19 protein-coding genes are annotated in these 20602 nt (G+C 71.2%); 8 read left to right on the top strand and 11 right to left on the bottom strand.

All coding sequences use genetic code 11. The annotated features are described in order from the left end of the window. Positions 1-56: 56 nt before the first annotated feature. From KGS77_RS16645 to KGS77_RS16635, 3 genes are all read right to left on the bottom strand, one after another. Entirely contained in the window at positions 57-974 is a 918-nt protein-coding gene (locus tag KGS77_RS16645) for a metal-dependent hydrolase (RefSeq protein ID WP_242582283.1), read from the bottom strand. A gap of 96 nt (positions 975-1070) precedes the next feature. Continuing rightward, positions 1071-2972 carry an SDR family oxidoreductase gene (locus tag KGS77_RS16640; RefSeq protein ID WP_242582281.1) on the bottom strand — a complete coding sequence of 634 codons (1902 nt, stop codon included), beginning with the start codon at positions 2970-2972 and terminating at the stop codon, positions 1071-1073. A 98-nt stretch (positions 2973-3070) separates the two neighbouring features. Continuing rightward, positions 3071-3922, bottom strand: a complete 852-nt coding sequence (locus KGS77_RS16635; protein ID WP_242582280.1) for a M24 family metallopeptidase — start codon at positions 3920-3922, stop codon at positions 3071-3073. Positions 3923-4210: 288 nt separating this feature from the next. Here KGS77_RS16635 and KGS77_RS16630 point away from each other — a divergent pair, with 288 nt between their 5' ends. The 4 genes from KGS77_RS16630 (at position 4211) to KGS77_RS16615 (ending at position 7954) form a co-directional block, all read left to right on the top strand. Continuing rightward, on the top strand, positions 4211-5269 hold the full coding sequence (locus KGS77_RS16630; RefSeq protein ID WP_242582278.1) for an ABC transporter ATP-binding protein: 1059 nt from the start codon (positions 4211-4213) through the stop codon (positions 5267-5269). Beyond that, entirely contained in the window at positions 5259-6164 is a 906-nt protein-coding gene (locus tag KGS77_RS16625) for an ABC transporter permease subunit (protein WP_242582276.1), read from the top strand. The genes KGS77_RS16630 and KGS77_RS16625 overlap by 11 nt, the downstream gene beginning before the upstream one ends. A 49-nt stretch (positions 6165-6213) precedes the next feature. Further along, positions 6214-7125: an ABC transporter ATP-binding protein gene (locus KGS77_RS16620; protein WP_242582274.1), complete on the top strand. Its 912-nt coding sequence runs from the start codon at positions 6214-6216 to the stop codon at positions 7123-7125. Between the two features lie 109 nt (positions 7126-7234). After that, positions 7235-7954, top strand: coding sequence for an ABC transporter permease subunit (locus KGS77_RS16615; protein WP_242587505.1), 720 nt, complete (start codon positions 7235-7237; stop codon positions 7952-7954). Positions 7955-8118: 164 nt separating this feature from the next. Here the strand turns inward: KGS77_RS16615 and mltG are convergent, their stop codons facing one another. From mltG to KGS77_RS16585, 5 genes are all read right to left on the bottom strand, one after another. Then, on the bottom strand, positions 8119-8925 hold the full coding sequence (mltG, locus tag KGS77_RS16605) for an endolytic transglycosylase MltG (RefSeq protein WP_242582272.1): 807 nt from the start codon (positions 8923-8925) through the stop codon (positions 8119-8121). A 383-nt stretch (positions 8926-9308) separates the two neighbouring features. Continuing rightward, positions 9309-10601 (bottom strand): MFS transporter, encoded by a 1293-nt coding sequence (locus KGS77_RS16600; RefSeq protein WP_242582269.1) that lies wholly within the window; start codon positions 10599-10601, stop codon positions 9309-9311. A 217-nt stretch (positions 10602-10818) separates the two neighbouring features. Continuing rightward, the gene (locus KGS77_RS16595; RefSeq protein ID WP_242582267.1) at positions 10819-11532 is read right to left on the bottom strand and encodes a FadR/GntR family transcriptional regulator; all 714 of its coding nucleotides are present in this window, start codon (positions 11530-11532) and stop codon (positions 10819-10821) included. A 324-nt stretch (positions 11533-11856) separates the two neighbouring features. Further along, positions 11857-13377, bottom strand: a complete 1521-nt coding sequence (lysA, locus tag KGS77_RS16590; protein WP_242582265.1) for a diaminopimelate decarboxylase — start codon at positions 13375-13377, stop codon at positions 11857-11859. 16 nt (positions 13378-13393) lie between these two features. Continuing rightward, the gene (locus KGS77_RS16585) at positions 13394-13708 is read right to left on the bottom strand and encodes an SAV_915 family protein (protein ID WP_242582263.1); all 315 of its coding nucleotides are present in this window, start codon (positions 13706-13708) and stop codon (positions 13394-13396) included. 246 nt (positions 13709-13954) lie between these two features. On the opposite strand from KGS77_RS16585, the gene KGS77_RS16580 reads away from it, so the two are divergent. After that, positions 13955-14797: a MerR family transcriptional regulator gene (locus KGS77_RS16580; protein ID WP_242582261.1), complete on the top strand. Its 843-nt coding sequence runs from the start codon at positions 13955-13957 to the stop codon at positions 14795-14797. Positions 14798-14905: 108 nt separating this feature from the next. On the opposite strand, the gene KGS77_RS16575 is transcribed toward KGS77_RS16580, so the two are convergent. Beyond that, a complete protein-coding gene (locus KGS77_RS16575) occupies positions 14906-15322 on the bottom strand; it encodes a cupin domain-containing protein (protein ID WP_242582259.1) in 417 nt (138 codons plus the stop codon). A gap of 65 nt (positions 15323-15387) precedes the next feature. Between KGS77_RS16575 and KGS77_RS16570 the strand changes: the two genes are divergently transcribed. Beyond that, the gene (locus KGS77_RS16570; protein WP_242587504.1) at positions 15388-15891 is read left to right on the top strand and encodes a MarR family winged helix-turn-helix transcriptional regulator; all 504 of its coding nucleotides are present in this window, start codon (positions 15388-15390) and stop codon (positions 15889-15891) included. Between the two features lie 464 nt (positions 15892-16355). Here the strand turns inward: KGS77_RS16570 and KGS77_RS16565 are convergent, their stop codons facing one another. After that, the gene (locus tag KGS77_RS16565) at positions 16356-17834 is read right to left on the bottom strand and encodes an MFS transporter (protein ID WP_242582257.1); all 1479 of its coding nucleotides are present in this window, start codon (positions 17832-17834) and stop codon (positions 16356-16358) included. A gap of 334 nt (positions 17835-18168) precedes the next feature. Here KGS77_RS16565 and KGS77_RS16560 point away from each other — a divergent pair, with 334 nt between their 5' ends. Then, positions 18169-19317: an Lrp/AsnC family transcriptional regulator gene (locus tag KGS77_RS16560; protein WP_242582255.1), complete on the top strand. Its 1149-nt coding sequence runs from the start codon at positions 18169-18171 to the stop codon at positions 19315-19317. Beyond that, positions 19314-19970, top strand: a complete 657-nt coding sequence (locus KGS77_RS16555) for a rhomboid-like protein (RefSeq protein ID WP_242582253.1) — start codon at positions 19314-19316, stop codon at positions 19968-19970. The genes KGS77_RS16560 and KGS77_RS16555 overlap by 4 nt, the downstream gene beginning before the upstream one ends. Here the strand turns inward: KGS77_RS16555 and KGS77_RS16550 are convergent. Then, on the bottom strand, positions 19891-20598 hold the full coding sequence (locus tag KGS77_RS16550; protein WP_242582250.1) for a hypothetical protein: 708 nt from the start codon (positions 20596-20598) through the stop codon (positions 19891-19893). The genes KGS77_RS16555 and KGS77_RS16550 overlap by 80 nt on opposite strands. Between the last annotated feature and the right edge of the window lie 4 nt (positions 20599-20602).

Below are 20602 nucleotides of genomic sequence, written 5' to 3'. Positions count from 1 at the left end.
CGGAGGTGGGGTCCGGTGGGGGGAAGGCGGCGGCTGGTCGGTCACGGGGGTGCTCCTTACGAGATGGCCGTACGCCCTACCGCGCCCGCCGCGGCGCGGGCGGCCGGCGAGCCCGCCAGATAGGCGACGGCCGTGCGCAGCGACCCTTCCTGCGAGGGATGGTACGACCGCTTGAAGTAGCGCGGTATCGCCCCGCCCAGCTCCCGCCACGTCGGCAGCAGCCCCTTGCGTACGGCTTTGTTGTGCGCCCGCAGCGAGTAGCGCGTCGGGCCGGTGAGCAGCGGATCGTGGCGCAGGAGGTAGGCCGCGCCCCAGGCCCACAGGTAGAACAGCACGGGCGCGGTCACCGACATGCCCAGCACCCGGCGGGCGTAGCGGGGCAGGTCCCGGCCGCCGGTGTACTCGTACATGTCGAAGGCCACGGCGCGGTGCTCGACCTCCTCGGCCCCGTGCCAGCGCAGCAGGTCCAGCATGACCGGGTCGGGGTCGGCCCGGTCCAGGCCCTCGGCGCGCAGTACCCAGTCACCGAGCACGGCCGTGAACTGTTCGATCGCTGCTATGAGGGAGAGCCGGAAGCGCAGCCATTCCCGGGTGGATATGGGGGCGCCGAAAGGGGGCCGTTCGCCGAGCAGACGCTCGAAGAGGAAGTCGACGTGCCGGGTGTAGGGGCCGGTGTCCAGGCCCTGGTGCGCCAGGTGCTGGAGTACGTAGGAGTGCTGGACGCTGTGGGTGGCCTCCTGGCCCATGAAGCCCTTGACGTCCTTGAGGAGTTCGGGGTCTGCGACCAGGGGAAGGGCTTCCTTGAAGACCTTGACGAACCACCGTTCCCCGGCAGGCAGCAGCAGGTGCAGCACGTTGATGACGTGGGTGGCGGTGGGTTCGTCCGGTATCCAGTGCAAGGGGGTCCGGCGCCAGTCGAAGGAGACCCGGCGCGGCGCTATCGCATGGCGCTCCCCGTCGTTCTCGGCGCTCATTGTGGCGGCTCCTGACGTGAGGCGTGTGAAATGTGTTAAATGTGTGAGATGTGCGAGGCGTACGTGGTGGGTTGGTGGGCTGTGGGGGCGGCGGTGTTACAGCGGGGGGTCGATACGGGCGACGGCGCGCAGCGCGCGTGGTGCGAAGCGGGAGAGCAGCCGGGCGGCGCGTGCCTCGGGCGTGACCGGGACGACCGCCTGGTTGCGGACGACCGCGCGCACAACGGCGTCGGCGACCTTCTCCGGTGGGTAGTCGCGCATTCCGTACAGCCGTGCGGACTTGGTCCGCAGGCGGCGTTCCTCCTCCGGTGTGACACCGGTGAAGTGGGAGTCCGTGGTGATGTTGGTGTTGACGAACCCGGGGCAGACGGCCGTGACGCCGATGCCCCGCCCGGCCAGTTCGGCGCGCAGACACTCGCTCAGCATCAGCACCGCCGCCTTGGACGTGCTGTAGGCGGACAGCGCCCGGGAGGGCTGGAAGGCCGCCGCCGAAGCGATGTTGACGATGTGACCGCCCTGGCCGCGCTCCGCCATCCGCCTCCCGAAGATCCGGCAGCCGTGGATGACGCCCCACAGATTGACGTCCAGGACCTTCTTCCAGTCCTCGGAAGTGGTGTCCAGGAAGGAGCCGCACAGCCCGATACCGGCGTTGTTGACCAGTACGTCGACGGTGCCGTACTCCGTGGCGACCTTGTCGGCGAGCTTCTCCATGGCCGCTTCGTCCGAGACGTCCACGGCCTCTGCCCAGGCCCGTGGAGCGCCGACCAGGCGTGCCGTCTCCGCCGTACGTACCGCCCCTGGTGCGTCCCGGTCCACCGCGACGATCCGTGCGCCGGCTTGCGCGAAGGCGTACGCGGTGGCCCGTCCGATCCCGCCGGCCGCGCCGGTGACCAGCACCAACTGACCGCTGAAGCGGTCGGCGTACCGGCCGGGGGCGGTGTTCGGCCGGGCCGGATCACCCTCCTCCTGGGCGTTGACGAACTCGGTGATCCACGAGACGAGTTGGTCGGGCCGGGTGCGGGGGACCCAGTGCCCGGCCGGGAGGGTGCGGCGGGTCAGCCGCGGCGCCCAGTGCTCCAGGCCGTCATAGAGCCGCTGGGAGAGGAAGGGGTCACCGGTCGGGGTGATGAGCTGGACCGGGCAGTGCGCGTAGGCGTCCGCGCGCGGGCGGCGCAGCCGGGTACGGACGTTGTCCCGGTAGAGCCAGGCGCCGTGGGCGGCGTCGGTCCGCAGCGACGGCGTCGGATAAGCGTGGCCTACCCCGTGTCCCCGACCCTCTTCGTTTCCTTCGCCTCCCCCAGCTTTCCCGCCTCCCACGCCGTCCCGCGCACCACTGGCACCAGCACCCCCGGCACTTGCACCGCTGACACGTGCACCGCTGACACCGCCATCGGGCACCTTCTCGATCCGTCGCAGCAGCGTCGGCCAGTGCGTGCCGAGCGGACCCTTCCAGGCGAGTTCCGGCAGTACGGGCGTATGGAGCAGGTAGACGTACCAGGACTTGGCGCCCTGGGTGAGGAACTGGGCGGTACGGCGCGGGGTGGGGCGTGTCAGCCGCTTCTTGATCCAGTGGCCGAAGTGATCGAGGGACGGCCCGGACAGGGAGGTGAAGGAGGCGATCCGCCCCTCCGTACGGTCGACGGTGGCGAACTCCCACGCCTGCACCGACCCCCAGTCGTGCCCGACCACGTGCACCGGCCGGTCGGGGCTGACCGCGTCCGCGACCGCCAGGAAGTCATCGGTCAGCTTCTCCAGCGTGAAGCCGCCGCGCAGAGGTTCGGGCGCGGTGGACCGCCCGCAGCCGCGTACGTCATAGAGCACGACGTGGAAGCGGTCGGCCAGGGCGACGGCCACCTGGGACCACACCTCCTTGCTGTCCGGGTAGCCATGCAGCAGCAGCACGGTGGGACGGTCGGCGTCACCCAGTTCCGCGACGCACAGTTCCACGCCACCCGTACGGATCCAGTGCTCCCGTGCGCCCGGAATGCCCGGCTCCATGTCTGTTCCTCCCACGTACGCCCGGCTCCCGCCCCTGCCCCTGCGCCTGCCCATGTCCATGGCTCTGCCCCTGTCCCTTCCTCGGCTCCCGTCCCTGGTCACGCGGCGTTCTCCGCCCGCCCCTCCGGCAGGCGCCGTACATGCGGCAGGTCGTCGTCCAGCCAGAAGGCGCTCTCCTTCGGATCCTTGGAGTCCGTGACGACGAGGATCTCCTCGAACTTGGCACCGGTCCCGCGGAACCCGAGGTGGGGTTCGACCGCCCACAGACCGGGCTGCGGCGGGTGGTCGGAGAAGGTGTACGGGCTCCACAGCGGCGACCAGCCCTCGCGATGCCCGTGCAGGGCGTCCGAGGCGAGGCCCTTGAGCGCGTTGGTGCCGAAGCCGAAGAGCGTCGGGGACCAGCGGCGGTCCCTGACCCGGCCGATCTTGTGGGCGATGACGCCGAACGGGTAGGCGCGGTGGCGGTTGGTGTAGCCCTGCCGGACCATGAGCCGCTCGACGTCTTCGTAGATCTCCCGCAGCGGGCGGCGCTCACGGACCTCGCGCAGGATCAGTTCACGGTGTGTTCCCAGATCGTCCAGCAGCCGGTCGTGCAAGGGGCTGAGCCCCAGACAGCCGGAGTAGCCGATGTCGGCCGTGAAGCCCTTGAGGATCGGCGCCATGTCCAGGATGAAGGGCATCCCGGGCTCCAGCCGGCGGTTGCCGGGGAAGAACTGGGTGGGCAGGCGGATGCCCACGAAGGCCGTGCGGTCCCCGAACCAGGCGAAGGGCAGATGGAACCAGTCCCGTACGCCGCGCTCGCGCAGCCACTCGCGCTGCATCCGCGCCGCGTCGCGTTCGGTGACGCCGGGCCTGAGCTGCGCGGCCACCGCCTCCGCGCAGGCGTACGCGAGCCGCTGTACGTCCCGGAAGCCGCGCAGTTCGGCGGTCGCTTCCCTGACTGGGGCCATCGTCAACCATCCGTCCGTCATCCGTTGGTACCGGTACGCGTACGTAACTTGACACCGCTGAATGTGACAATGACCGGCGGCTGCGTCAAGGGGGCCGGCACCCGCCGGTGGCACCCAGCGGCTCCTAGGCATCGCCCGTCACCACGGGTGGGCGGCATCCCTGTCCCGGTCCGGGACCCATACGACGCTCCGGCACCCTGAGATCCGCCCGAACCGATCCCTCATCCCCCTACGGGCCCGTACGCCTGGAGTCGGACGGACATCCAGCCGTTGAGGCTGACGCCGGGTGTGTTCCGCGCCACTACCGTCGAAGACGTGACAGTGATCGCCACCGAAAGCCTCAGCATGCGGTACCCACGGGTGACCGCCCTGGACCGGCTGACCGTTGACATCGCCCCCGGCGTGACCGGCCTGGTGGGTGCCAACGGTGCCGGCAAGTCCACGCTCATCAAGATCCTCCTCGGGCTGTCCCCGGCCACCGAGGGCAGGGCCACCGTGCTCGGTCTGGACGTGGCGCAGGACGGCGGAGCCATCCGTGAGCGTGTCGGTTACATGCCCGAGCACGACTGTCTGCCGCCGGACGTCTCGGCGACCGAGTTCGTCGTCCACATGGCGCGCATGTCGGGGCTGCCGCCGACCGCCGCCCGCGAGCGCACCGCCGACACGCTCCGTCACGTCGGTCTGTACGAGGAGCGCTACCGGCCGATCGGCGGTTACTCCACGGGCATGAAGCAGCGGGTCAAGCTGGCCCAGGCGCTGGTCCACGACCCGCAGTTGGTCTTCCTGGACGAGCCGACCAACGGCCTGGACCCGGTCGGCCGCGACGACATGCTCGGCCTGATCCGCCGCGTCCACACCGACTTCGGCATCTCCGTCCTGGTCACCTCCCACCTCCTCGGCGAGCTGGAGCGTACCTGCGACCACGTCGTCGTCATCGACGGCGGCAAGCTGCTGCGCTCCTCCTCCACCGATGAGTTCACCCGGACCACCGCCACTCTGGCCGTCGAGGTCACCGACACCGAGCGGCATCCGGACGGCACCGAAGCGCTGCGCGCGGCCCTGGCCGGTGCCGGGGTGGCGGTGACCTCCGCCTCCGCCGGTTCGGAGTCCGCCACCTCCGGCCATCTGCTGTATGTGGAGGCCGCGGGGGAGCAGACGTACGACCTGGTGCGTGACACCGTCGCCGGCCTCGGGCTCGGCCTGGTCCGGATGGAGCAGCGCCGCCACCAGATCTCCGAGGTCTTCCGGGCACCGGCCGCCCCCGGCACCGAGCACGCCCAGAAGGACGGCCACGCTCAGAAGGACGGCCACGCCCAGAAGGACGGAGGCGCATCCGATGCCGCCTGAGACCACGACGACCGGCGTCCCCGCGCAGGGCGTCATCCACAACATCGGCTACCGCCACTACGACGGCCCGCGCCTGGGCCGTGCCTACGCCCGCCGCTCGCTGTTCTCACAGAGCCTGCGCGGCGCGTACGGACTGGGCAGGTCCGCCAAGTCCAAGGTGCTGCCGATGCTGCTGTTCGCGGTGATGTGCCTGCCCGCGGGCATCATGGTGGCAGTGACGGTGGTGACCAAGGCCAATGCGCTGCCGGTCGCCTACAGCCGCTACGCGATCTACCTCCAGGCCGTCATCGGGCTGTACCTGGCCGCCCAGGCCCCGCAGTCCGTCTCCCGTGACCTGCGCTTCAAGACCGTTCCGCTGTACTTCTCGCGGCCGATCGAGCGCGTCGACTACGTGGCCGCGAAGTTCGCCGCGATGGCGAGCGCGCTGTTCACCCTGACCGCCGCCCCGCTGCTGATCCTGTACGTGGGCGCGCTGCTGGCCAAACTCGACTTCCTGGACCAGACCAAGGGCCTCGCCCAGGGCCTGGTGTCCGTGGCCCTGCTGTCACTGCTCTTCGCCGGTATCGGCCTGGTGATATCCGCGCTCACGCCGCGCCGCGGGTTCGGTGTGGCCGCCGTCATCGCCGTACTGACCATCCCGTACGCGGCGGTCAGCGCCGTACAGGGCATCGCCTCCGTACAGGGCAGGGAGAGCATCGTCGGCTGGCTCGGTCTGTTCTCCCCCACCACGCTCATAGACGGCGTACAGACCAAGTTCCTCGGCGGCAGCAGTTCCTTCCCCAACGCGGCGGAGCCGTCCACGGCGGCCGGGTTCTGCTACCTCCTGGTCACCCTGGCCGTCATCGCCGGCTGCTACGCCCTGCTGATGCGCCGCTACCGGAAGGCCGGCCTGTGAACGTCCGCCCGTCGCCCGCCACCACCCAGCGAAGGAATGGGCCGCGCCCATGACAACGATCCGTATCGACCACGTCTCCCGCTGGTTCGGCAACGTCGTCGCCGTCAACGACATCACGATGACCGTCGGACCAGGCGTCACCGGCCTCCTCGGCCCCAACGGCGCGGGCAAGTCCACCCTCATCAACATGATGGGCGGCTTCCTCGCCCCCTCCAACGGGACCGTCACGCTGGACGGCGCCGCCATCTGGCGCAACGAGAAGATCTACCGCGAGATCGGCATCGTGCCCGAGCGAGAGGCGATGTACGACTTCCTCACCGGCCGCGAATTCGTCCTGGCCAACGCCGAGTTGCACGGCCTGGGCCGGGCCGAGGCGGCCCGTGCGCTGGCCACGGTCGAGATGGAGTACGCCCAGGACCGCAAGATCGCCACGTACAGCAAGGGCATGCGGCAGCGGGTGAAGATGGCCTCAGCGCTGGTCCACGAGCCGTCGGTGCTGCTGCTGGACGAGCCGTTCAACGGCATGGATCCGCGCCAGCGCATGCAGCTCATGGACCTGCTGCGGCGCATGGGCGCCGAAGGCCGTACGGTGCTCTTCTCCTCGCACATCCTGGAGGAGGTCGAGCAACTGGCCTCGCACATCGAGGTGGTGGTGGCCGGACGGCATGCCGCCTCCGGTGACTTCCGCAAGATCCGGCGCCTGATGACTGACCGCCCGCACCGCTACCTCGTACGGTCCGACAACGACCGGGCACTGGCCGCCGCGCTGATCGCCGACCCCTCCACGGCCGGAATAGAGGTGGACCTCGCGGAAGGCGCGCTGCGTATCCAGGCCGTCGACTTCGGCCGCTTCACCGAACTCCTGCCGCGTGTCGCCCGCGACCACGGCATCCGCCTCCTGACGGTCTCGCCCTCCGACGAGTCCCTGGAATCGGTCTTCTCCTACCTCGTCGCGGCCTGAGATGCCGGAAAGGAGCCCTGACGCGATGTCCCCGACCAGCCCCACCGCTGCGACCTCCCCGGTCGGCACGCCGCCCGCGAGGTCACCGAAGTCCACGGCGGTACCGACCCTGTTCAACCCGACCGTCGCCCGGCTCACCTACCGGGCGCTGCTCGGACGGCGCCGCGCGCTGATCCTCTTCGCGCTGCCCGCCCTCCTGATCGTCATCGCGGTGGCCGTACGGGGGCTGACCGGCGCGGACGACTCCACCGCGGGTGGCATCCTGGGCAGCTTCGCGCTGGCGACGATGGTGCCGCTGATCGGCGTCATCGCCGGTACGGGCGCGATCGGCCCGGAGATAGACGACGGCTCGGTGGTCTATCTGCTGGCCAAGCCCATACCGAGGTCCTCGGTCATCTTCACCAAGCTGGTCGTGGCGATCGGCGTGACGGCGGTCTTCTCCGCCGTGCCCGTCCTGATCGCCGGGTTCATACTCAACGGCAACAGCCAGCAGATGGCGGTGGCGTACGCGGTCGCCGCGGCGGTCGCCTCGGTCACCTACAGCGCCCTGTTTCTTTTCTTCGGCACGATCAGCCGGCACGCCGTCGTCTTCGGGCTGGTGTACGCGCTCGTATGGGAATCGCTCTTCGGCAGTCTGGTGCCGGGCGCGCGGACACTGAGCGTGCAGCAGTGGGCGCTGGCGCTGGCCCAGAAGATCGGTGCGGAGGGCGCGATCACCTCGGAGGTGGCACTGGTGCCGGGACTGATATTGATGCTGGCGGTGACGGTGGTCGCCACCTGGTACGCCGGGCGCCGGCTGCGAGCGCTGACGCTGGCGGGGGAGGAGTAGGAGGAGCAGGAGCGGCAGGAGGAGCAGACAGCCCGAGGGCCGCACGGCCGCGCCTCGGGCTCCGGTTCCAGCTTGCGGCTCGGCGGGCCAGGGCCGGGGCCGGGCCGTGTGGCAGGGGCTGTTGGTCTCCTGCGCCGTAGCCGGTGCGCGGCCGGGGCCGCCGGCTATCCGCCCGAGGCGGCCTTGCCGCGCCGCTGGTTGAACTCCCGTACGTTCCTCTGGTGTTCCTGGTAGTCGGCCGTGAAGCGGGTGTCACCCGGCTTGACGGTGACGAAGTACAGCCAGTCTCCGGGGGGAGGGGCGCTCGCGGCCTTCAGCGCGTCCTGCCCGGGGTTGCCGATCGGGGTGGGCGGCAGGCCCTGGTGGTTGTAGGTGTTGTACGGGCTGTCCGTACGGGTGTCGGCGTGGCTGGTGTCCAGGGTGCTGCGGTCCAGCGCGTAATTGATGGTCGAGTCCATCTGGAGGGGCATGCCCTGGGCGACGCGGTTCTCGATGACCCGGGCGACCTTGCCCATGTCCTGGGGGGTGTCCGCCTCGGCCTGGACGACGGAGGCGGTGACGACCGTGTCGTAGGCGCTGATGCCGTCGGCGGCGAACCGTTGGTGCGCGGTGTCCACCATGAAGGTCAGCAGCGAGCCGGGCGTGGTGTGGTCGTCGATCGGGTAGGTCGCCGGGAAGAGGTAGCCCTCCGGGTTGCCCTTCGCCTGGGCCGGCAGTTTCAGCTTCGTGGTCCGTGCGGCCTTCTCGGTGGTACCGGGGTCGACGTCCAGGGCCTTGTCGACCGCCGCGTAGACCTGCGAGGCCCGCTGCCCTTCCGGGACGGTCAGCTTCGACGTACGGGCGTGGTCGTCTCCCAGGAGCAGCGTCAGCGCCACCGCCACCAGCGCGGCGGCGGCGCAGAGCAGGACGAGCCACCCCCTGCGGGTCAGGCGCCCACCGTGCCGGGGAACGGGGTGCTGCACATTGCTCATAAGGGGACGGTAGGCCAGGCCGTAGGGAAATCCGGTGATCACACACAGGCCGGGTCCATTCGGCGTACGCCCCGGGGCGGGATCCGTCCGGTTTACGACACCTCGGGCCGCGCCGGGCGGGGTCGGGTCGGACTGTTTCGGTCCGGCCGGCGCACGACGCCCCGGGGTGGGCTGTGGCCGTTCGGCGCACGACCACCGGCCGGGCCGGGACTGTCCGGCGCACGACGCCCCGGGACAGGCTGTGGCCGTTCGGTGCACGACCACCGGCCGGGCCGGGGCCGTTCGGCGTGCGTCGCGCTTTCGGGGCGGGCCCGGCCGGCGGGTGTTCAGGGGCTGGGGTCTGCTCGTACGCGCCAGGTCAGGGGTGCCGGGCCCGACCGGTGTCAGCGGGTGGCGGCGGGGTCCGTGCCGATGCGGCGGTCGCGGCCGGCGCCGAGGCCGAGGAGGACCAGACCCACGCAGACCGCCAGCAGCAGGACGACCGGTACCGTCCAGCCACCGGTCGCCTGGTGGACCGCGCCCAGCGCCAGCGGGCCTACGGCCGCCAGCAGATAGCCCCACGTCTGGGCCATGCCCGACAGCCGGGCGGCGGTGTGGGCGTCACCGGAGCGCAGCACCATCATCGTCAGCGCCAGGCCAAGGGCGCCGCCCTGGCCGAGGCCGAGCAGTACCGCCCACAGCCAGGCACCCGCCACCGGCGCCGCCAGCAGTCCGCCGATCCCGCACGCCATCAGCGCGATCACGCACACGGCCAGCAGCCGCTGCCGGCGCATCCGCCCCGCCAGCATCGGCACCACGAACGAGCCGCCCATCTGTACGAGCGTGCTGAACGCGAAGACCAGCCCCGCCTCGGTCTTGCTCATGCCGTGGTCGGTGAAGATCACCGGCATCCAGGCGATCATCACGTACGCGATCAGGGACTGCGACCCCATGAAGAGCGTGACCTGCCAGGCGAGCGGTGAACGGCTCAGCCGCGGCCCGTCCCCGCCGCCCCGCGCGGCGGTCGCGGCCGGTACGCCGTGGCCGGTGCCGCGCCGGGTGATGAGAACCTGCGGAATCCACAGCAGGGCGGCGACCGCGGCCAGCAGCGCCCAGGAGGCCAGCGAACCCTGCCAGCCGCCGAGGGCGTTCTCCAGCGGTACGGCGCAGGCGGCCGAGACGGTGGCGCCCAGGATCATCGCGGTGGAGTACAGGGCCGTCATGGAGGCGGCCCGGTCGGGGAAGTCGCGCTTGATCAGGCCCGGCATCAGGACGTTGAGCAGGGCGATGGCGGTGCCCACCACCGCGCAGCCCGCGAACAGCGCGACCACCGGCGGCGCCACCCGCAGCAGGATGCCGCCGCACAGCAGCACCAGCGCGCCGAACAGCACCGCCTCGGTGCCCCAGCGCCGGGCCAGCTTGGGAGCGGCGATGGACCCCAGCCCCATGAAGACCAGGGGAATGGTCGTCACCAGGCTGCTGGTGGTGGCCGTGAGGCGGAAGTGGTCACCGATCTCGCTGACGAGCGGCGAGGCCCCGGCGAGCGCTGCCCGCATGTTGAGGGAGGCCAGCACGATGCCGGCCAGGAGGAGGGCCGGGTGGGTGCGCAGCCGGCGGCGGGCCGCGGCGACCTGAGGGGCCGGGGTCAGATCCTCTTCGGCGTCGATCAAGGGCGGTTCGGACCTGGTCCCTGACATGGGTGCGTACCTTTCTGCTCGTTTCTGATCGTGCGGTGGGCGAAGGGAGGAGGGGAGGAGAGGAGAAGGGAGGTGCGGGGCGGGGTGGTGAGCGGGGCGTACGGCGTATGAAGGCGCGGTACGGCGGTACGGACGTACGTACTCCCGCAGGCGTTCGTTTCAGGACGACCGGAGAGCCCCCAGAGTCCCCGAAGCTTCCAAGAGAAGACCCAGGAGGTCAGGAGTCATCGCCGAGCAGGGCCTCCACGGCCCGTTTCGGCTTCTCCAGCAGCGCGCGGGTGGCCTGCTCGGCGGCCTGCGGGTCCCCGGAGGCGATGGCGTCCAGGACGGCACGGTGGTCGCCGTGCGCGATCCGGGGCATCTCCTGGTCGCCGAGCGCCGAGACCAGGGCTTCGCGTACGGAGCTGCTGAACCAGCCGTACGTGGCCGTCAGCGCCGTGTTGTGCGCGGCCTCGACCACGGCCGTGTGGAAGGCGATGTCGTGGTCCGCGTACAGCTCCAGGCTGCCGGAGGCGGGCTGTCCGCCGGAGTCCTCCAGCGCGGCCTGGGCGTCCAGCGCCGCCCGCATCCGCTCCAGGTCGGCGGGGTGGTGGCGCCGGGCGGCCAGTCGGGCGGCCTCGGCCTCCAGCGCGATCCGCAGTTCCAGTACGTCGCGGATTCCGGCCCGCTGTACGGCGCGCATGATGTCGCCCGGGTCGGCGGTGGAGATCACGAAGGTCCCCTCGCCCTGCTTCGAGCGCAGCAGTCCCGCGTGCACCAGCACGCGCACCGCCTCCCGGACGGTGTTGCGGCCCACCTGGAGCTGCTCGGCCAGTGCGTGTTCGGTGGGGATGCGCTCCCCGACCTTCCAGTCCCCGGCGGCCAGCCGGGCGCGCAGGGCGTCGACGACGGCGTCCACGAGCGACTGCCGTTCCGCGGCCTGCAATGGCATGTCCGTACGTCCTCAAGGCTGTCGGTGCGTGCGTCTCCGTGCGGCAGCCAGGGAGATCACCTGCCGCCGCCAGTCACCCAATCATCCTACAACTGATTGTTGCAGCATGCACGGACTGGGAAGCGGGGGAGGGGAACGAGGGGTGGCAGGGCCCCCGGACGGCCGTGTGGTCCGGCCGCCCAGGGGCCACCCAGGGGCTGTTCAGGGGCTGCTCAGGAGCCCAGCGACCCAGGAACCCGTAGCCCCGCCCACCGGCCGACAGGCAGGTCACGAGCCAGGCAGGACATGAGCCAGGGCAGGACATGAGCCAGGCAGGTCACGAGTTCACAAGCCGATATCGCGCCCTTGGATGTCGGCGAGCGATTCGCGCCGTACGAGGAGACGCGCCCGCCCCTGCGCCACCGCGACCACCGGCGGGCGGCCGACCAGGTTGTACCCGGACGCCATCGAAAGGTGGTACGCGCCCGCGACCGGCACGGCGATCAGGTCGCCGGGGCGCACGTCCCCGGGCAGTCGTACGTCGGCGGCGACCACGTCCCCCGCCTCGCAATGCCGCCCCACGACCGTCACCACGGCGGGTTCGGCGGCCGAGCGGCGGCCGACCAGCCGCGGCGCGTACCGCACTCCGTACAGGGCCGGCCGCGGGTTGTCGCTCATCCCGCCGTCGACGGCGACGAACGTCTGCCCGCCGGTCCGTTTGACGGCCAGCACCCGGTACAGGGCGACGCCCGCGGGCCCCACGACGGCCCGGCCGGGCTCGACGGTCAGCCGGGGCACCGGCAGTCCGGCCGCCGCGCAGCTACCGGTCAGCTCGGCACGTACCTTGGCGCCGAGGGCGGCTATGTCCAGCGCGGCCTCGCCGGGCCGGTAGGCGACCCCGTGACCGCCGCCGATGTCCAGTTGCGGCAGGACGACACCGTGCTGCTCGCGGACCCTGGCCAGCAGCCCGACCAGCCGTCGCACGGCGCACAGATAAGGCTTGACGGTGGTGATCTGCGAGCCCAGGTGGCAGTGCAGCCCGACGAGTTCCAGGCGCGGCTGGCCCAGGACACGGGTGATGGCGTGCTGGGCCGAGCCGTCCGCGAGCGAGAGCCCGAACTTCTGGTCGTCGGTCCCCGTACGGATCTTGGCGTGGCCGCCCGCGGCGATGCCCGGCACCACTCGTATCAGGACCTGCTGCCGGCTGCCCGCGGGGACCGCGGCGGCCAGCCGGGCGATCTCCGAGGTGCTGTCGATGACGATCCGCCCGACGCCCAGCCGCAGCGCCGTACGCAGGTCGTGCGGGCTCTTGGCGTTGCCGTGCAGGACGATGCGCTCGGGCGGGAAGCCGGTGGTGACGGCGAGCTCCAGCTCTCCGGCGGAGCAGACGTCCAGGCCGAGTCCCTCCTCGCGCACCCAGTGGGTCATGGCGCGGCACAGGAACGCCTTGGCCGCGTACAGGACATCGGCCTCCGGGAAGGCGCGCAGGTAGGCGCGGCAGCGGTCGCGCACCTCGCCCTCGTCCAGGACGTAGGCGGGCGTGCCGAAGCGCTCGGCCAGCTCGGTGAGGGCGACACCGCCCACGGCGAGGTCGTCGTGGGGGAGGGCGGTGGTGGAGGCCGGCCAGACGGACAGGTCGTCGGCGGGCGCGGCGGCTGCCTCGCGCGTGCCGGACGGTGGGAGCGGGGCCGGTCCGCGTGCCGGGACGGACGGGCGCGGGATCTTCGCCGTGCGCGCCGAATGTGTAGTACTCGCTGTACGTGTAGTACCCGCCGTGCTCGCCGTGGTCATGGCGCCTGTCGTGTTCGTTGCGCCCGTCGTGCTTGTGGCGTTGGTGTCGCTGGTGGCGCTCGTGGTGACGGTCATGGTCGTACGCCCCTCCTCAGACGGCCCGCAGATGGCTGACGCGCCGGACCTCTGGGCCCGGCCGGGGATCCACGGTCAGGACGGTGGCGCCGACCGGTTCGGTCAGCGCGCGCAGCGCGGGCTCGGCGAGCCGGATCCACGGCTGACCTGCGCCGAGGACCGCGGAGAGCCGCTGGGCTGAGGTGAACCCGACGGCGGTACGGCCGCCGAGCGGGGTGCGGAACAGACGGGCCGTCCAGCCCGCCGGACCCGGCCGGACGGGTACGAACAAAGGCCCGGCCGGGACAGGTTCGGAGGGCTCGGGATCTTCCGCGTACAGATTCTGGGGCACGACGTCGCTCCTCGCGCAGAACACTGGCCCCGGACCGGGACACTGGCGCGCCGGGGCTCCGCGACGACGTTATGCCCGTACACCCCTTCGTCCCTCCTTGTCCTGACGTGTTGTTGACGGACGGTGGACGGGACTTGACGCGACGCTTGCCGCCCGTCCGCCCGTGCCGCGCGCCCGTGCCGCGCGGCACGGCGCCTCCCGCCCCTTGACCTTCACACTGTGGCAAGTCCTGCACTGGGAGACGTCATGTTCAGCATCGGAGACTTCGCCACCATCGGACGCGTCTCGGCCCGCATGCTGCGTCACTACGACGCGATCGGGCTGCTGCGCCCCGCCCGTACCGACCCGGCCAGCGGATACCGCTTCTATGAGGCGGGCCAGCTCGCCCGTCTCAACCGCATCATCGCGCTCAAGGACCTGGGCTTCAGCCTGCAACAGGTGGGGGCCATCCTCGACGAGCAGGTGAGTGCGGAGGAACTGCGCGGCATGCTGCGGCTGCGGCGGGCGGAGCTGGCCGCGACGGTGACCGCGGCCGGGGTGCGGCTGGCGCAGGTGGAGGCGAGGCTCCGGACGATCGAAAGCGAGGGACAAATGTCTGCCGACGACATCGTGGTCAAGCGGGTCGAATCCGTACGGGTGGCCGAACTGACCGGCATCGCCGACAGTTTCGCGCCCGAGAGCATCGGACCGGTCATCCAGCCGTTGTACGAGGAGCTGTGCCGACGGCTGGCGGCGGCCGGGGTGGTCCCGGCCGGCCCGGGCATCGCGTACTACGAGAGCGTGGCCGGCACGCCGGGGCCGGTGGACGGGGAGGAGGCGGTCGTCGTGCACGCCGGGTTCGTGGTCACGGCCCGGCCGGAGGAGTCGTACGACTTCGCGATCGTGGACCTGCCCGCGATCGAACGGGCCGCCACCGTCGTCCACCGCGGTTCGATGGACGAGATCATGCCCACCGCGCAGCATCTGGCGCGCTGGATCGACGCCAACGGCTACCGGTCCGCCGGGTACGCGCGGGAGCTGTATCTGGAGTGCCCGTCCGACCCGGACCGGTGGGTGACCGAACTCCAGGAGCCGGTCACCCCGGCCTGAGCCCGAGTCCGCGCCTGCCCTGGGTCGTAGTCAGGGCTCGTAGTCAGGGCTCGAAGCCAGAGATCGCGGACAGGGATCGCGGACAGGGATCGCGGTCAGGAATCGCAGTCAGAGAGTCCAGGGCGGGGCGGTCCGCTCCGTGTCCCGGGGCGCCAGCTCACAGGCGTCGGGCTCGGTGACGCCGGTGGGGTTGTAGGCCAGCGTGCCGGTGGGCGCGGTGACCACGGCGGTCAGCCCGGACTCCAGTGTGGTGGTGACCTGCCGGGGCAGGCCGGCAGGCATCACGACGGTGTCACCGGGACCCACTCTGAAGCGCTCGTCACCGAGTTCGACGGTGGCGCCGCCTTCCAGCACGGACCAGATCTGCTCGGCGTCGAAGGCGTGGAACGGGCCGGTGCGGCCGGGTTCCAGCTCCACCCGCCACAGCAGGTGGCCGGCGGCTCCCTGGGTGGGCGAGGCGAGGGTGGTCATGACGCCGTTGGGGGTACGGGTGCGGCGGGCCTGGGCAGCGCGGACGACAGGCATCGGTGCTTCTCCTAAGATGGTAAACCGTGTTGTCGATATAGTTAACCAGGTTGTCTATCGTGTCAATGGATCTTCCGCGCACCCCGGATGCTTCTACGGCTCCGGAGCCCGACACTCCCGGCTATGAGCTGCCGCTGCTGCTCTTCCTCGGCTTCCGCACCCTGATCGACGAACTCCACGCCGAACTGGCCCGGCAGGGCCACCCGGACCTGCGCCCGCTGCACGGCTTCGTACTCCAGGCGGTCGGCGCCCGCGGCACCACCGCGGTGGAGCTGGGCCGCAGCCTCGGCGTCTCCAAGCAGGCGGCCGGCAAGACCATCGACACCCTCGAACGCCTCGGTTACGTCGAACGGGTCAAGGACCCCGCCGACACCCGCCGCAAGATCGTGCGGCTCACCGGGCGCGGCCACGACGGACTCGCGCGCTCGGCCCGGATCTTCGACGAGCTGCGCGCCCGCTGGGCGGACCGCCTGGGTGCCGGGCGGCTGAGCGCCCTGGAGTCGGACCTGCGCAAGGTCACGCCGCCGGACCTGTTCCGGCTGGATGTGCCGGGGTGGTTCGGCGGCTGATCGGTGCGGTGGCCGGGCTGTGTCACGCGGCTCAACGGGGTGTCGCCGTGCCGCCCGTGTTACGGATCATGCGCTGCAGGACGGTCAGGGGCGTCGCGTACGAAACGGAGTACTGCTTCGGTCGTGGCCCGTGTCCAGTAGGCGACGGGCTGGCCGGCCAGGGCGGTGACGTCGGGGGTTGCGGATTCCTGTGTCATGCGCGGGACCCTGGAAACTCAACCGGGCTTGAGGCCAAGGGCCGGGCGCAATAGCGCCGTTGGGGGCTCGACCCCTGCGAGTATTGGAGCGGGACCCAAGCAATTGACAGGTAGGTTCCTAGAAAACCCGAGGATTGACTTGGGTCTGCGCTGCCGCGACGATCGGTGCAGGGCCCAGGGCGGCGACCCGGAACCGGCTACGGCGCCGTACGGTTCCGGGAGCCGACCCGCCCACAGCCCGCCGCTACGAGGCCGTCCCGGCCGTCGCTACGAGGCCGACCCGGCCGCCGTCCGCTCCGGCGTGCCCGCGACCGCGCCCTGTTCGGCTCCCTGGTCCGCTCCTGCTCCCGGCCCCGGCTCCTGCGGTCCGGCCGCGCCCCGGTCCCGTACGACGACCAGGACGAGCAGCCCCGCCACCAGCGCCACCACGCCCGCGATCAGGGACACCCGCTGCAACCCGGTGATGTACGCCGCGCCGGCAGAACCGGCCGAAGCGCCCCGCAGGGCCCGGGCGAAGACCGTTCCCAGGATGGCGATGCCCAGCGCGTAGCCCAGTTGCCGGAAGGTGTTCACCGCGCCGCTGGCCATACCGGCCCGGGCCGGCGGGGCCGCGCCCAGCGCCGCCGCGACCAGTACCGGCATCGCCAGGCCGACGCCCAGGCCGCTGACGACCAGCCCCGGGACGAGGGCCGGCCAGCTCGACCCGTCCTCCAGCAGCGCGAGATGCACCAGCGGGCCGGCGCCGATCAGCAGCAGGCCGACGGCCAGCGGCAGTGCGGGCGCCGCGCGGTGCAGCAGCCGGCCGCCGACCGCGCCCACGACCAGCGAGGCCGCCGCCATCGGCAGCACCGCCAGCCCCGCCATCACCGGGCTCAGCCCCAGCTCGTTCTGCGTCCACAGCCCCACGTACGTCAGATAGGGGAACGCTGCCGCCTGGAGGAGCAGGGCCGCCGCCATCAGGACCGCGAAGGACGGACGGCGCAGCAGCGCCAGGTCCAGCAGCGGCTTGCGGGCGCCGCGCTCCACCGCGACGAAGGCCAGCAGCGCCAGCACCGCCACCCCCAGGGCCGTCAGGGTCCCGGCCTCGGTCCAGCCCTCCTCGCCGCCGCGCATCAGCCCGTACGTCAGCGCGCCCGCGCACACGGTGAAGGAGGCGGCGCCCGGCCAGTCGATGCGCGCCGTGCGGTCCCCGTGGGACTCCCGGACGGAGCGAACCGTGATCCACACCGCCAGCGCGGTCACCGGCAGGTTGACCAGGAAGATCGCCCGCCAGTCCAGGTACTCGGTGAGCACCCCGCCCAGCACCGGTCCGACGGCCGCCGCGGCGCCGCTCGTACCGCCCCATACGCCGAAGGCCACTCCGCGGTCCCGGCCGTGGTACGTGGCCATCAGCAGCGGTGTGTTGGTGGCGAACATCGCCGCCGCGCCCGCGCCCTGCACCGCCCGCGCGGCGATCAGCACGCTCTCGTCCGGCGCCAGCCCGCACGCGAGCGAGGCGAGCGCGAAGACCGTGAGTCCGGCCAGGTAGACCCGCCGCCGCCCGTACAGGTCGGCGGCCGAACCGGCCACCATCAGGAGCGCGGCCAGCGCCAGCGCGTAGATGTCCAGCACCCATTGGAGCGAGGTGAAGGAGGCGTGGAGGCCGTCGGCCATCCGTGGCAGCGCCGTGTTCACGATGGTGACGTCCACGAGCAGCATGAAGTTGCCCAGGGTGATGGCGGCCAGGGGCCACCACTTGCTCCGCATCAATTCCTCCGCGGATCGAAGTGTTCGAAGTGTTTGAAGTGATCGAAGTTGTCTGGAAGCTGTCCGGAAGTGGTCCGGGTGTTGTGGTCCGAAAGCCGATCGGATGCCGTTGGGAAGCCGCTGGGAAGCCGTTCGGAGGCCGGCTGGATGCCGATTGCATGGCGGGTGGGTGCCGATCGGGTCCATGCCGAATGCCGTACGGATGCCGTGCGAATTCCGTACGGATGCCCTTCGGATGTCACTCGGATGCCGTCCCACCGTCCGATGCGACGCCACGTATGGCCCAGCCACGCCGCTTCCGACGGCGAGATCCGACACCCGCTAGCTTTGAACGGTGAAAACCGACGGATTCGACGCGTTGGACCGAGGGCTCGTCCACGCCCTTCAGATCGACGGGCGGGCCCCCTTCAGCAAGATCGCCGAGGTGCTCGGGGTCTCCGACCAGACCGTCGCCCGCCGCTACACCCGTCTGCGCACCGCCGGGGTGATCAAGGTGCTGGGGCTGTCCGACCCCCGTGCCCTGGGGGAGGTCGAATGGCTCGTACGGATCCAGAGCACGCCCGACACCGCCCTGGCGATCGCCGAGGCGCTGGCCCGCCGTACGGACACGGCCTGGGTCAGCCTGATGTCCGGCGGGACCGAGATCTCCGCGCTGTGCCGGGCGGCCAGCAGCCGCGACAGCGACGCGCTGCTGCTCCAGAAGCTGCCGCGCACCCCGAGCGTCGTCGGTGTCACCGCCCACTGCATGCTGCACGAGTTCTTCGGCGGGCCACAGAACATGGTGGTCAAGTCCGGGGCGCTCACCGAGGCGCAGGTCGAGCGGCTGCGGCCGTCATCGTCCGTACGGCGTACGAACGGCCACGCCTCCCCGGCCGGCCGGTCTGCCCCGGCCGTCACGGCTGACGCGACCGTACCGACCGACCTGGCCGTCTCTGCTACCCCGATCGACCCGGCCGCCTCTGCTGCCCCGATCGGCCCGCCCGACCTGATCGCCCCGCCCGACCCCGTACAACTCGGTGACGCCGACCGCCGCCTCCTGGACGCGCTCGCACAGGACGGCCGTACGCCGCTGGCCGAACTGGCCGCCGTCACCGGCTGGTCCCTGTCCACCGTCCGCCGGCGGCTGGCCGAACTGCGCGCCGACGGCGTCCTGTACTTCGACGTCGACTACGACCTGCGGCTCTTCGGCCTCGGCGTGACGGTCGCGCTGTGGCTCTCGGTCACGCCCGCCGAGCTGGCCGCCACCGGCGAGGCGCTGGCCGAGCACCCGGAAGTCGCCTTCGCCTGCGCCACCACCGGACCGAACAACCTCTTCGCGACCGTCCTGTGCCCCGACGTCCGCTCCCTCTACACCTACCTGACCACCCGGATCTCGGTACTGCCCGCCGTACGGACCATGGAGTCCGCGCCGCTCATCCGCCGCGTCAAGGGCCCCGGCCCGATGGTCGCCCGCCGCCCGGCCGCCCCGGGGCGCCTCCGATGAGGCCCGTCCTGCCGGCGCACCCCCTGGACCGCGTGCCGGCCTGGGTACGCTCCGCACCCGGCACCCACATCTGGCTGCTGATCATCGGCATCACCAGCCTGGTCGTGGCCGGCGCCACCGAAGGGCTGGAGCACTTCCTCCTCCACCGCACCAGCAGCAACATCGACGAGCTGAACGAGCATCCGGTCTCCGCCCTGCTGCTCAGCGGCTTCTGGATCGAGAACCCCGCCTCGTTCCTTCTGTACGCCGTCATGTTCGAGCTCGTCCACGCCAACGTCGAACGCTGGCTGGGCACCTGGCGCTGGCTGCTGACCGTCGGCCTCGCACACATCGCCGCCACCCTCGTCAGCCAGGAACTGGTCCTGCTCGCCATCAAGGGCCACCGGCTGCCCCGCAGCATGACGCACGTCGTGGACATCGGCGTCTCCTACGGCCTGGCGGCGGCGGCCGGCGTACTCACCTATCGGCTGCCGCCGCCCTGGCGCTACCTCTACCTGGCCGCCCTCCTGTCCTTCTTCGGCATCCCCCTGCTCACCGGCGCGACCTTCACCGACTTCGGCCACGCCATCGCACTCACCCTCGGCTTCGTCGCCTGGCCACTGACCCCCGAGGTCCACCGCGCAACTCCCGGACGTCCGCCGCGAGATCACTGAGCCGCTCGCTCATCGCCCCGACGACGCGGTTGGTGGCGTCCAACCGCCGGTTCGTCGCCTCCAGCCGGCGATCGAGGCGCTCCAGCCGTACGGACATCCGCCCGATGACCGGCCCGAGATCACGCAGCGCCGGCCCGATGTCTGCCAGACACGACTCGACGCGGGTCAGACGCGCGTCCAGCGACGCGTAGCCGGGCGCGGCTACCGGAGCTTGCCGACGGCCGTACGCTTCGCTGTCCAGGAGATGCGTACGGACCCTACGAGCGACCTCACTGTCCCGCAGCAGCATGGCGGTGTTGAGCACCGCGCGACGGCTGTAGATGGTGAGGTGCGCACGTCCCTGTGGATAACTTTTCATTGAAAGAGCCAGGTTGTCTCTTTCGAAAACCTGCAGGTCAGCGCCTCGGAGGACGCGCATGCCGTTGTCTGACAGCTCAGCGCGATGGCGCTGCATGAGCCTGTTGATGACGCGCTCGCCGACCTCGTAGTAGTCCGCGAGCATCTGTGTCGTGATGTGCAGGCCGTCCGGCAGCAGGCTCAGTGCCTTGACCTTGTCCAGGACGTCGACGCGTCCGATCACGCTGTCACGCATAGCCCGGGATTCGAGCAGCACGGTTTCTGGTGGCATGGGC

Source organism: Streptomyces sp. MST-110588 (assembly GCF_022695595.1).
Lineage (GTDB): Bacteria > Actinomycetota > Actinomycetes > Streptomycetales > Streptomycetaceae > Streptomyces.
Note: the sequence above shows the minus strand (reverse complement) of the source record. Positions and strands in the feature narration are given on the sequence as shown.